At 68.4% G+C, this 11,814-nt stretch carries 11 protein-coding genes; 4 read left to right on the forward strand and 7 right to left on the reverse strand.

The window, feature by feature from the left end:
• Positions 1-281 precede the first annotated feature (281 nt).
• Positions 282-1,367: an FkbM family methyltransferase gene (locus tag V5F53_RS13215; protein ID WP_393995388.1), complete on the reverse strand. Its 1,086-nt coding sequence runs from the start codon at positions 1,365-1,367 to the stop codon at positions 282-284.
• Between the two features lie 193 nt (positions 1,368-1,560).
• Positions 1,561-2,109 carry a cupin domain-containing protein gene (locus V5F53_RS13220; RefSeq protein ID WP_393995387.1) on the reverse strand — a complete coding sequence of 183 codons (549 nt, stop codon included), beginning with the start codon at positions 2,107-2,109 and terminating at the stop codon, positions 1,561-1,563.
• A 156-nt stretch (positions 2,110-2,265) separates the two neighbouring features.
• Here V5F53_RS13220 and aptA point away from each other — a divergent pair, with 156 nt between their 5' ends.
• Positions 2,266-3,597 carry an omega-aminotransferase AptA gene (aptA, locus tag V5F53_RS13225; RefSeq protein WP_393995386.1) on the forward strand — a complete coding sequence of 444 codons (1,332 nt, stop codon included), beginning with the start codon at positions 2,266-2,268 and terminating at the stop codon, positions 3,595-3,597.
• 128 nt (positions 3,598-3,725) lie between these two features.
• Here aptA and V5F53_RS13230 read toward each other — a convergent pair whose 3' ends face one another.
• The 5 genes from V5F53_RS13230 to V5F53_RS13250 all read right to left on the reverse strand — a co-directional run bounded on the left by V5F53_RS13230 (position 3,726) and on the right by V5F53_RS13250 (position 8,083).
• Positions 3,726-4,997, reverse strand: coding sequence for an allantoate amidohydrolase (locus V5F53_RS13230; RefSeq protein WP_393995385.1), 1,272 nt, complete (start codon positions 4,995-4,997; stop codon positions 3,726-3,728).
• A 220-nt stretch (positions 4,998-5,217) separates the two neighbouring features.
• Entirely contained in the window at positions 5,218-5,946 is a 729-nt protein-coding gene (locus tag V5F53_RS13235; RefSeq protein ID WP_393995384.1) for an amino acid ABC transporter ATP-binding protein, read from the reverse strand.
• Complete coding sequence (locus tag V5F53_RS13240) at positions 5,933-6,583, reverse strand: amino acid ABC transporter permease (RefSeq protein WP_393995383.1); 651 nt, start codon at positions 6,581-6,583, stop codon at positions 5,933-5,935. The genes V5F53_RS13235 and V5F53_RS13240 overlap by 14 nt, the downstream gene beginning before the upstream one ends.
• A gap of 5 nt (positions 6,584-6,588) precedes the next feature.
• Positions 6,589-7,251: an amino acid ABC transporter permease gene (locus V5F53_RS13245; protein ID WP_393995382.1), complete on the reverse strand. Its 663-nt coding sequence runs from the start codon at positions 7,249-7,251 to the stop codon at positions 6,589-6,591.
• A 34-nt stretch (positions 7,252-7,285) separates the two neighbouring features.
• Positions 7,286-8,083 carry a transporter substrate-binding domain-containing protein gene (locus tag V5F53_RS13250; protein ID WP_393995381.1) on the reverse strand — a complete coding sequence of 266 codons (798 nt, stop codon included), beginning with the start codon at positions 8,081-8,083 and terminating at the stop codon, positions 7,286-7,288.
• A gap of 144 nt (positions 8,084-8,227) precedes the next feature.
• Here V5F53_RS13250 and V5F53_RS13255 point away from each other — a divergent pair, with 144 nt between their 5' ends.
• From V5F53_RS13255 to V5F53_RS13265, 3 genes are all read left to right on the forward strand, one after another.
• A complete protein-coding gene (locus V5F53_RS13255) occupies positions 8,228-9,121 on the forward strand; it encodes a LysR substrate-binding domain-containing protein (RefSeq protein WP_393995380.1) in 894 nt (297 codons plus the stop codon).
• 562 nt (positions 9,122-9,683) lie between these two features.
• On the forward strand, positions 9,684-11,054 hold the full coding sequence (locus V5F53_RS13260) for a GGDEF domain-containing protein (protein ID WP_393995379.1): 1,371 nt from the start codon (positions 9,684-9,686) through the stop codon (positions 11,052-11,054).
• 147 nt (positions 11,055-11,201) lie between these two features.
• The gene (locus V5F53_RS13265) at positions 11,202-11,750 is read left to right on the forward strand and encodes a MarR family winged helix-turn-helix transcriptional regulator (protein ID WP_393995378.1); all 549 of its coding nucleotides are present in this window, start codon (positions 11,202-11,204) and stop codon (positions 11,748-11,750) included.
• The last annotated feature ends 64 nt before the right edge of the window (positions 11,751-11,814 follow it).

Consider the following 11,814-nt stretch of genomic DNA (forward strand, 5'->3'; position numbering starts at 1 on the left):
CGGCAGCGCACCGGCGTGACCGGCTTGGCCGTGGCGTTTCCGGGTGTCGTCGACACGGCGCGTGATCTGGTGCGCATGGATTGCGCCGGGCGGAGACGTCCCGTGCCTGCCCGGCGCGCCGACGGCGGCGGCCATCGACCGCCAGCCGGTGCCCCCCACGACGGCCGGGAGCTTCGACGCCGAGGGCCGCGTCGAGGCCGCGACTACCCTACCCCCGTGGTCCCGGGCGCGGCCCGTTCATCGACACCCGCTCGCCCCTCACGTCCACACCGGCCGCGACGTCACTCGACCCAACAATACAGAACCGTCTCCATCAGCCGGGGCGAATGGTGGCGCAGGGAGAACCGGTATTGAGGAACCAAGGATCGCAGATAGGCCGTGATCTCAGGAATATCGGACGGGTAGTGGTAGACGCAGATCGCGAGCTTCGGGCGGTGCGCCATGATCGTCTGGCGAGCGCCGGCGAGCAACGGCATCTCCATACCCTCCACATCGGCCTTCAGAAACGTCACCGGCTCGCCCGCCATGACGTCGTCGAGCGCGAGGACCGCCATGTCTCCACCTTCGGCCTGCTGAAGCGCCATGCTCTGCAGTTGGCCGCTGGCGGCCGCGCCACTGGCGCGCGCGCTGGCGGCGCCCAGGCCAGCCTCGTGCAGAATGATCGTTCCCTCCGGCAAGGCCCACTCTTCGGCCAGCCGCCGGCACCGCCTGGTCAACGCGACATGCTGCCGGGGCGAGGGCTCGAACGCCAGGATCCTGCGGCAGACCCCCGCGTTGGCCCAGAGGAAGCGCTCCACGCTGTCCCCCACATAAGCTCCGGCATCGACATAGGTTTCGCGCTCCGCGCCGGTAAAGCGCGGCAGGCAGAAATACTGATCGCGTTCGAACACCGGCTCGAGCCAGCCGCTCTCCCCGCTCAGCATGGCCATGAGGACCGCCCGCAGCGTCTGCCGCGCGCGTTCATCGGCCAGGTGGTCGTGAACGGCCATGAAGCGCTGGAAATGGCTGGCCGCGTACCAGGCATCGAAGGAGCATCCGGGAATCCCGGCCCGATCGAGAATGGCCTGGACGGCGCCGACATGATGACGCGCCGTGATCAGAACGAAATCGGGATGGACGCTCTCCAGCTTGTCCGGCGCCTCGACCGCGATGCCGTGAAAGCGGCCGCCCTGGTTCTGTGGATGTCCATCGAAGCATGCGACGGGCTCGCGCCCCGCCTGCCGCAGATACGCCACCGCCCAGCCGCCCAGAAAGCCGGTGCCGTAAAGACCAATACCGGTCGACCGCGTCAGCAGATCGACCGGAGCGCGTGTCAGCACCTGCGCGCGGGCCGCCTGAAGGTCCATGATCTCGGGCACCATGCTCATGGCGTTCTCTCGGTTGGGCGCGAACGGTCTGTCATATCATCCCTATTCACGATCACATGCGCCGAATGAAACGCCGCGATCACGAAGGCATTCAGGCCTTGGGGTCGATATCATTTGTCGCGGTCGGACACATCATCCCCGACAGCCGCTATCCCCCGGGGGCGGCGGCGGTCCGTGGCATCCGGGCGGGCGTTCAGAAGGTCGGCGGCGTGCAGGCGCTCACCACCTCGCAGGGGACCGGTCCGACGCAGCGGAAGCGATGCGGCCGGCGGCTCTCGAAAGAATAGCCGTCGCCGGGACCGAGGATGGCGCGCTCGGTGCCCACCGTCACCTCCAGGCGGCCGCTGAGCACGATGCCGCCCTCCTCGCCGTCGTGCTCCAGGGGAATCACCCCGGTATCGGCGCCGGGCTGGTAGCATTCCTTCAAAATCTGCAGGCTGCGCCCGAACAGGCTGTCGCCCACGAGACGAAACGAGATCGGCCCCTTGCCGATCTCCACCAGCTCATCCGCGCGGTAGAACGCCTTCCGGGGCGGGGCCGGCACGATGGCGAAGAAATCGGCGAGCGAAATGGGGATGCCGTCGAGCACGCGCTTCAGCGCGCCCACCGAGGGGTTGCTCTTGTTCGCCTCGATCAGCGAAATGGTGGAATTGGCCACCCCCACCCGTTTCGCCAGCTCGCGCTGGGACAGCTTGTGCAGCTCGCGCACATACCGCAGCCGTCCGCCCAGGTCCTCCGCCACGCCCGGCCCTCCCCCGCCTGTTGCAGTTGTTGCGACATACGCAACACGTCGCATCCAGCATGCCTCTTTTCAAGGGTTTGCGGAAACCCAGAAAAGGACTTGTTGCGCATTCCCGCGCGTGCTCTGGCTGCTTTCGCCTTGAGACAGGGGATCATTATGACCGTGGCCACGCCGAACACGCCGAGCCTTGCCAATTATTGGATGCCGTTCACCGCCAACCGGCAGTTCAAGGCGGCGCCGCGCCTGCTCGCGGCGGCGGAGGGCATGCATTACACCACCGACGACGGTCGCCGCCTGCTGGACGGCACCGCCGGCCTGTGGTGCGTGAATGCCGGCCACGGCCGCCGCCGCATCGCCGAGGCGGTGGAACGCCAGCTCTCCACCATGGATTACGCGCCCTGCTTCAACATGGGCCACCCCATCGCCTTCGACTTCGCCGAGAAGCTTGCCGCCGTCGCCCCCGGCGGTCCCGAGGCCCAGCTCGACCGGGTGTTCTTCACCGGCTCCGGCTCGGAATCGGTGGACACGGCGCTGAAGATCGCCATCGCCTACCAGCGCGCCATCGGCCAGGGCACCCGCACCCGCGTCATCGGCCGGGAAAAGGGCTATCACGGCGTCGGCTTCGGCGGCATCTCGGTGGGCGGCCTCGTCAACAACCGCCGCGTGTTCCCGCAGATTCCCGCGGACCACATGCGCCACACCCTGGACATCTCCCGCAACGCCTTCACCAAGGGCCTGCCGGAGCACGGCGTGGAGCTGGCCGACGACCTGGAGCGCCTGGTCGCGCTCAACGGGGCGGAGACCATCGCCGCCGTCATCGTCGAGCCCATGTCCGGCTCCGCCGGCGTGATCCTGCCGCCGAAAGGCTATCTGGAGCGGCTGCGCGACATCGCCACGCGCCATGGCATCCTGCTCATCTTCGATGAGGTCATCACCGGCTTCGGCCGTGTCGGCGCGCCGTTCGCCACCGATTATTTCGGCGTGGTGCCGGACCTCGTGACCACCGCCAAGGGCATCACCAACGGCACCATTCCCATGGGTGCCGTGTTCGTGAAGCGCGCCGTGCACGATGCCCTGATGACCGGGCCGGAGAACGCCATCGAGCTGTTCCACGGCTACACCTATTCGGGCCATCCGGTGGCCTGCGCCGCCGGCCTCGCCACCCTCGAGATCTATGCGGAAGAGAACCTGCTCACCCGCGGCGGCGCGCTGGCGCAGACCTGGCAGGACACCATGCATGCCCTGAAGGGCCTGCCCCATGTCATCGACATCCGCACCATCGGCCTGGTCGCCGGCATCGAGCTTCAGCCCCGCCCCGGCGCCCCCGGCGCGCGCGCCTACGAGGTGTTCCTCGACTGCTTCCAAAAGGGCGCGCTGATCCGCGCCACCGGCGACGTGCTGGCGCTCTCCCCGCCCCTCGTCATCGAGCCGGCGCAGATCGCCGAGCTCGCCGACCGGGTCGCCGACGCCATCCGCAAGGTCTCCTGACACCACCGGCCCCGGTCTTCGACCGGTGCCGGTGGGTCCGCTCAAGCGCCGCGCAGGCTTGACCAAAGGCTCATGAGCCTTTGGCATCGGCCCTCACGACGCGGCGGCGCGCCGCCGCCGCGTCCGGCTCAGCGCGGCCGGAAGCCGGTGAGCGCCGCGAGCAGAACCTCGGCGCCCGCCGCCACATCCTGGTCGTCCACATGCTCCGCGGGGTGGTGGCTGATGCCGCCCCGGCAGCGCACGAAGATCATGGCGATGTCGGCAAGGTCGATCATGGCCATGCCGTCGTGGCCGGCGCCGCTGGGCAGCTCCAGCACCCGGTGGCCGGCACCGGCGATGGCCTGGGCCACCTGCGCCTTGAGCCACGGCGCGCACTGGGCGGTGCCGTTCTCATGGGTCTTGGTGATGCGCGCCTTGAGGCCGCGGCGCGCGGCGATCTCGTCGATGGCGTCCACCACGTCGGACACGGTCTCGCGGCGCTGGACATCGTCGGCGGCGCGAATGTCGATGGTGAAGACCGCCCGGCCGGGAATGACGTTGGTGGCGCCGGGCGCCACCTCCATCTGCCCCACCGTGCCCACCACGCCGATGCCGGCCTGGGCCAATGCCTCCATCGCCAGCACGCACTCGGCGGCGCCCGCCAGCGCGTCGCGCCGCAGGGTCATGGGCACCGTGCCGGCATGGCCAGCCATGCCGTCCAGCTCCACCTTGAAGCGGGTGGCGCCGCTGATGGCGGTGACCACGCCCACCGGCAGCCGTTCCGCCTCCAGCACCGGTCCCTGTTCGATGTGCAGTTCCAGGTAGGCGAGCACATCGGCGCGCCGGTGCGCCGCCCGGCGGATGCGGCGCGGATCGAGCCCGAACGCCGCCATGGCGTCGCGCACGCTGATGCCCTGGGCATCCTTCGCCTCCAGCGTGCCCTCGTCGAAGGTCCCGGCCACGGCGCGGCTGCCGATCAGGGTGGAGGAAAAGCGGACGCCCTCCTCGTCGCAGAAGCCCACCACCTCGATGGCATGGGGCAGGCGCAGGCCGGCGGCGGCCAGCGCCGCCACGCACTCGATGCCGGTGATGACGCCGAGCGGACCGTCCCATTTGCCGGCATTGCGCACGGTGTCGTAATGCGATCCCACCATGAGCGCCGGGGCTCCCGGCGTCGCGGCCTCGTAGCGGCCCACCACGTTGCCGATCTCGTCCAGGTGCGCGGCCATGCCGGCCTCGCGCATCCAGCCCAGGATCAGATCGGCCGCCCGGCGATGTTCCGGGGAAAAGGCGACGCGGGTCACCTCTCCTTCACGCTCGCTGATGTCGGCCAGTTCCGCGATGCGTTCGACAATGCGCGCCGCCATCTGGGCAGGCGCCGCGTGGGGGCGATGCTCGGTCACGTTCTCTCCCCGTATCATGCTGTCCTCCCGGCGGGCAGGAGCGCCCGTTGCCGCTCCGCGGCGCACGCGGAGCAGATCCAAAGCCTTGAATGAAATGCCGACGGCGCGGAGTGGCGGCGCCGGGGACGGGCTGGCGCGGGTGCGTTTTCCGCTCGCCTCGGCTCACGGCCAACGCGCCACGCCTGGACCGCGCCGCATGTTCGCCACGCGAACCGGTGTCGCCGCCGCGCGACCCCGCCTAGTGCTGGCTGCCCACGAACTGCGCCAGTTCCGGCGTCCCCGGCTGGGCGAACAGCGCCCTGGGCGAGCCTTCCTCATGCACCCGGCCCTGGTGCATGAACACCAGCTTGGTGCCCACGTCGCGGGCAAAGCGCATCTCGTGGGTGACGAGGATGAGCGTCATGCCCTCGCTGGCCAGGCGCTCCACCACCTTCAGCACCTCGTTGACCAGCTCCGGATCGAGGGCGGAGGTGATCTCGTCGCACAGCAGCACGGTCGGCCGCATGGCGAGCGAGCGGGCGATGGCCACCCGCTGCTGCTGGCCGCCCGACAGCTGGCTGGGATAGGCATCGAACTTGCCGGCGAGGCCCACCTTCTCCAGCAGGCTTTCCGCCACCGCGCGGGCCTCGCCCTTCTGCTCCTTCACCACCACCGTGGGCGCGAGCATGATGTTCTCGCCGGCCGTGAGATGGGGAAACAGATTGAACTGCTGGAACACCATGCCGACATGCCGGCGCAGGGTGCGCAGGTCGGTCTTGCCGTCGCCCACCGCCATGCCGTCCACCGTGATGGCCCCGGACTGGTAGGTTTCCAGCCCGTTGATGCAGCGCAGCAGGGTGCTCTTGCCGGAGCCGGAGCGGCCGATGATGGCCACCACGTCGCCGCGGCCGATCTCCAGCGACACGCCCTTGAGGACCTCTTGCGCGCCATAGCTCTTGCGCACGTCCTTGATGCTAACGAGCGACATTGAGGCGACCCTCCAGACGTTTGGAATACCAGGACAGAGGAAAGCAAAGGGCGAAGTAGATCAGCGCCACCAAAGAATAGACCAGGAACGGCCGGAAGGTGACGTTGTTGAGCATGGTCCCGGCCTTGGTGAGTTCCACGAAGCCGATGATGGAGGCCAGCGCCGTGCCCTTCACCACCTGCACCGAGAAGCCGACCGTGGGTGCCACCGCGATGCGCAGGGCCTGGGGCAGGATCACGTAGCGCATCTGTTCCCAATAGGAGAGCGCCAGGCTCTCGGAGGCCTCCCACTGGCCCTTGGGAATGGACTCCACGCAGCCGCGCCAGATCTCGGACAGGAAGGCCGAGGTCCAGAAGGTGAGTGCCAGCCAGGCCGCCACCCAGGGGCTGACCTCGATGCCGAACAGGGCGACACCGAAGAAGAACAGGAACAGCTGCATGAGCAGCGGCGTACCCTGGAACAGCTCGATATACCCCCCCGACACCACCCGCAGCGCCCGATGGTGGGAGACGCGGGCAAGAAGAACCATCACGCCCACGATGCCGCCGCTGACGAAGGCGATGAGGGACAGGAGAATGGTCCAGCGCGTCGCCAGCAGCAGGTTCTGCAGGATGATCCAGAAGCTGAAGTCGCTCATGGCGCTCACCCTTTCGGAAACATCGCCCGGCCGAGACCGCGCAGCAGCGCGCGCAGGGCGATGGCGAGCAGGAGATAGAGACCCGCGGCCACGATGTAGACCTCGAAGGCGCGGAAGTTGCGGGACTGGATGAAATTGGCCGCGTAGGTCAGATCCTCTGCCGAGATCTGCGACACCACCGCCGAGCCGAGCATGACGATGATGATCTGCGAGGACAGGGCCGGATAAACCTTCATCACCGCCTGCTTGAGCACGACATAGCGGAAGATCTCCCACCGGCTCATAGCGAGCGAAGCACCCGCCTCCAGATGTCCCCTGGGCACCGCCTCGACCCCGGCGCGCAGGATCTCGGTGGAATAGGCGCCGAGATTGATGACCATCGCGAGGAAGGCCGCCACGTCTTCCGAAAGCTTCACGCCCAGCGCCGGCAGCCCGAAGAAGATGAAGAAGAGCTGCACGATGAAGGGGGTGTTGCGGATGACTTCCACATAGCCCCGGGTCAGCGCCCCGGCCCAGCGGGGCCCGAAGGTGCGGGCCCAGGCCCCCGCCGTGCCCAGGGCAAGCCCCGCCACGGTGGAGGTGAGGGTGAGGACGATGGTGAACACCAGTCCCCGGGCGAACACGTCCCAATAGGGCACGAGGTCGCCGAAATTGAGCTGCTGGATCATGACGACGTCCCCCGGTGTGCTGGAGGGCGCGCGATCAGAAATCCGCCGGCAGGGGCGCCTTCAGCCAGGTCTCGGAGAACTTGGCGAGCGTGCCGTCGGCCTTCGCCTTGGCGATGATGTCGTTGACCTTGGCCAGCAGCGCCGGCTCGTCCTTGTTGAGGCCCACGTAGCACGGGCTGTTCTTGATGATGAACTTCAGCTCGGGCTTGCGGCTCGGGCTCTTCTCCGCCACCGCGGCGGCCACGGTGTTGCCGGTGGCGATGAAATCCACCTGGCCGGAAATGAAGGCGGAAACGGTGGCGTTGTTGTCCTCGTAGCGCTTCACCGTGGCGCTGGCGGGCACGAGCTTGGTCAACTCCTGCTCCTCGATGGAGCCGCGCGTGGCGCCGGCGGTCTTGCCGGCAAGGCCGGCGGCATCGGCCACGCCGTCGCCCTTCAGGCCGTAGACGCCGGAGAAGAACGGGGCATAGGGCACCGAGAAGTCGATCACCTTCTCCCGCTCGGGATTGCGGCCGAGGCTGGAAATGACGAGATCGACCTTGTGGGTCTGCAGATAGGCGATGCGGTTGGCGCTGGTCACCGGCACCAGCTCCGCTTTCACCCCCATTTGCTTGGCGATGTAGTTGGCCATGTCGATGTCATAGCCGCGCGGCTGCAGGTCCGGCCCGACCGAGCCGAAGGGCGCGAAATCCTGCGGCACGGCGATGCGGATCACCTTGGCCTTTTCAATCTCGGCCAGGGTATCGGCGGCGGCCGGCACGGCGGTGGCGAAGATGGCGCTGGAAAAGGCAAGCGCCGCGCAGGTGGCGGCAACACGCATGAACATGGTCATGAAAGCGGTCCTCATATCCCCGAATGACTGGAAGGCCGGCCGTTCCGACGGGGTTCGCCCCCGCCGCCGACCGTTGCGCCCAATGTCGCGCCGCAATATGAATATGTCCAATATATGATTGAACTAGATTGATATGAAATGGATATGGACCTACGGCAGCTGCGCTACTTCCTGGCCGTGGCGGAGGACCTCTCCTTCACCCGCGCCGCGCGGCGCCTGCACATGTCCCAGCCGCCGCTGTCGCAGGCCATCGCCCAGCTGGAAGCCGGGCTGCGCACCCGCCTGTTCACCCGCACCAGCCGCCGGGTGGAACTGACCCCCGCCGGCCAGGAACTGGAGATGCAGGCCCGCGCCCTTCTCGCCCAGGCCGAGCGCGCCCAGCAGCAGGTGATGTCGGTGGGCGCCGGGCAATCGGGCAAGATCGAGATCGGCGCCACCGGCACCATCCTGCGCGGCGGCCTCGCCGGCTGGCTGGCCGACTACCGGCGCCACGCCCCACAGGTGCGCACGGTCATCTCTGAGCAGGCCCCCGCCCTGCAGGTGCGCGACGTGCTGGAGCATCGCACCGACATCAGCTTCAACCGCACCGACATCACCCTCGACCGATCGGTGGCGCGCCATCCCGATCTCGGCTGCACCCTGGCCTGGCGCGAGACCCTCGCGGTCATCCTGCCCCTCGGCCACCGGCTGGCCGGGACGCCGGCGGTGCGGCTTGCGGACCTTGCCGAGGATGAGCATGTGATGCTGCACCCCGATTCCTCGGAATTCGCGCGCTATATCCAGCGCAGTTGCGTGGAAGCCGGCTTCCTGCCCCGGGTTTCGCAGCAGGTGGTGGATTCGCAATCCATCCCGAGCCTCATCGCCGCCGGCTTCGGCGTCGCCCTGGTGCCCGCCTCCACCGCCCGGTTCACCAGCGATGACGTGGTCTTCCGCCCGGTGACGCCGCACCTCGTCGCCGATGTGTACATGATCTACCGCCTGCGCGAACAATCCCCGGCGGTGCATGAATTCCTGCGCTGGCGCGCCGGTTCCGGCTGACGCGGACAGCGGGGGATGCCGCCGCCAGACGCCCCGGAACGGCACCCTGCACTTGCACCCCGCACTTGCACCCCGCACTGGCGCGCGGCCCCCTGAGACAGAAGATCGCAGATTATGCACCCACCCTATTTGGGATATAAATATAACATATTGATTTACATCAATATGTTTGAAGAGTCGAAGAAACCACACCTTCAATCCAACAAATGAATACCGCCTTCCGAAACACCCGCATGAATTCCCCTGTTGGACAAAGCTGCATCTGGAGACAGGGGCAGTGGGCTCGCGTGGCTTAAGCGCGGCGTGACACGCCAGAGGATGGCCGACGGGCGCAGTCCCGGCGGTTATTGCGGCCGGATCGCTCTCCCCGCGCCGCCAGCCCGCCGCCCCCGCGGGACCCGAGCCCCGCCCGCTCCGGCACGCGGTGGCGCCAGGCGCTTGCGCTTTGCGCCTGGCGATCCATATCGTCGGAGCGTCCCGCGCGCGATCGGAGACAGGCGGATCGAGGGGCGTGTCGACCGCCCGCTTCCGGCGCCGCCGCTTTCACACGAAGGTGTTCAAGATGCAGAGCCCAGACCTCGGCCGCGCCGCTCCCCTCTGGCACGCGCGCCCCGAGGCCCCCGACGACCTGCGGTCCGCCATCGATCAGCTCATCGCCAGCCACGCGCCCCGGCTGGTGGAAATCTTCTACGACACCTTCCTGGAGGATGCGGACGCCGCCGCCTTCCTCAGCCACCAGATGGTCGAGACCCGCCTCATCCATTCCCTTCGCGCGTGGCTGGGCGACCTGTTCGGCGAAGCCGATGCCGAAACCCAGCGCAAGATCGGCGAGGTGCATGCGCGGATCAAGCTGCCGCTCGGCCTCGTCATCCGCGGCGCGACGCTGCTCAAGGCGGAAATCGCGAAGCTACTGGTTGAAAGCGATCTCGACCGCGCCACCCTGGCTGCGACCATAATCTTCGTGGACGCCCGCATGGACTGGGCCATGGGCCTCATGAGCGAGGCCTACATGCAAGGCAGCGTGCGGCGCGCCAAGGTGGACGAGGCCTTCCGCCTGTTCGCGGTGGGGCAGGACGTGTCCCTGACCCGCGAGACGCAGAATGCCGCCCTCATGGACTGGCTGCAATCGGTGCTGTTCCCGCTGCTCGACGATGTTTCCAACACGGCCCTGGTGCCGCTCGGCAAATCCCCGTTCGGGCTGTGGCTGCACCACCGCGCCGGCCTGATGTTCCAGGGCTCGGACGGGCTCGACACCATTCACAGCAACCTGCACCAGATCGACGCCATCATCCTGCCCAAGCTGCAGGAAGCCCGGCGCAAGGGGCCGGAGGACATGCGCGCGCAGCTGGCGCGGCTGCGCACCCAGGTGGACGAGATCAAGTTCGTCCTGGGCGACCTGTTCCAGAGCGTGGCCGGGGTCGAGGGCGGGCGCGACTCCCTCACCCGCGCCCTCAACCGCCGCTTCCTGCCCACCATTCTCGGCCGCGAGGTCTCCATCGCCAGCCGCACCGGGGCCCCCTTCACCTTGCTGATGGTGGACATCGATCACTTCAAGCACATCAACGACCACTGGGGGCACGCCACCGGCGACCTGATCCTGCAGCAGGTCGCCGACGTGGTCATGGACACCGTGCGCTTCAACGACTTCGTGTTCCGCTATGGCGGCGAGGAATTCCTGATCGCCTTGGTGGAAACCGGCATCGACGACGGCCACGAGATCGCCGAGCGGGTGCGCACCCGGCTGGCCGAACGCCAATTGCGGCTGTCGGACGGCAACCACATCCAGGTCACCGCCTCCATCGGCGTCGCCGCCTACGACGGCCACCCCGATTATGCCCATCTGGTGGACGCCGCCGACCGGGCGCTCTATGCGGCCAAGCACGGCGGGCGCAATCGCACCGTCATCGCCCGCGAGTCCCAGGGCAGTTCCTGACTGTCCCGCAGCGGCAGATCCACCGGCCCCGGGCTGGCTCCCGGCGCCGTTTCGGTGTACCCGTCGAGGGCCGGCCAACCGGCGGCTTCATTGCCCGGCACCGTGGGACACCCGCGCCAGCCGCGCGGGCGGGAAGGGCCCGACCCCATGGTGAAAGCACCCCCCGCCGATGCGGACGGCCCGCCCCGCCCCGCGCGCGGCCGCCGGGCCGGCACGCCCCCCGCCGACTGGCGCATCCGCGACCTGGAGGAGCGCCCCGGCTTCCTCATCCGCCGCCTGCACCAGATTCACGTGGCCCTGTTCGCCGAGGAATGCGCCGCCGAGGGCATCACCCCGGTGCAATATTCGGTGCTCACCGCCCTGGACCAGATCGGCGCGGCGGAACAGATCGCCCTGTCCCGCGCCGTGGGCCTCGACCGCACCAACATCGCCGACGTGGCGGCGCGCCTGGAAGCCCGAGGCCTGTTGACGCGCGCGGTCTCGCCCCGCGACAAACGCATGAAGCTGGCGGAACTGACCGACGCCGGCCGCGCCCTGCTGGAGCGGGTGCAGGAAGGCGCCGCGCGGGCCCATGAGCGCACCGTGGAAGCCCTGCCGCCACCGGAGCGCCAGCGCTTCCTGAAAGCCCTGCGGCTGCTGGTGGCCGCCAACAACGACGTCAGCCGCTCCCCCGTCGGCGGGCCGGGCGAGGACTGAACCGCCCGCCGCATTCGGGCGGCGGCTGGGCCTGGGCGAAATTTGACCACCACCCGACACGCTG

This window comes from Xanthobacter cornucopiae (assembly GCF_043195065.2).
Lineage (GTDB): Bacteria > Pseudomonadota > Alphaproteobacteria > Rhizobiales > Xanthobacteraceae > Xanthobacter.

Coding starts and splice junctions, on each gene's coding strand:
- V5F53_RS13215 (WP_393995388.1), bottom strand. CDS start 1,367: ATGAGCATGGTGCCCGAGATCATGGACCTTCAGGCGGCCCGCGCGCAG.
- aptA (WP_393995386.1), top strand. CDS start 2,266: ATGACCGTGGCCACGCCGAACACGCCGAGCCTTGCCAATTATTGGATG.
- V5F53_RS13230 (WP_393995385.1), bottom strand. CDS start 4,997: ATGATACGGGGAGAGAACGTGACCGAGCATCGCCCCCACGCGGCGCCT.
- V5F53_RS13235 (WP_393995384.1), bottom strand. CDS start 5,946: ATGTCGCTCGTTAGCATCAAGGACGTGCGCAAGAGCTATGGCGCGCAA.
- V5F53_RS13240 (WP_393995383.1), bottom strand. CDS start 6,583: ATGAGCGACTTCAGCTTCTGGATCATCCTGCAGAACCTGCTGCTGGCG.
- V5F53_RS13245 (WP_393995382.1), bottom strand. CDS start 7,251: ATGATCCAGCAGCTCAATTTCGGCGACCTCGTGCCCTATTGGGACGTG.
- V5F53_RS13250 (WP_393995381.1), bottom strand. CDS start 8,083: ATGACCATGTTCATGCGTGTTGCCGCCACCTGCGCGGCGCTTGCCTTT.
- V5F53_RS13255 (WP_393995380.1), top strand. CDS start 8,228: ATGGACCTACGGCAGCTGCGCTACTTCCTGGCCGTGGCGGAGGACCTC.
- V5F53_RS13260 (WP_393995379.1), top strand. CDS start 9,684: ATGCAGAGCCCAGACCTCGGCCGCGCCGCTCCCCTCTGGCACGCGCGC.
- V5F53_RS13265 (WP_393995378.1), top strand. CDS start 11,202: ATGGTGAAAGCACCCCCCGCCGATGCGGACGGCCCGCCCCGCCCCGCG.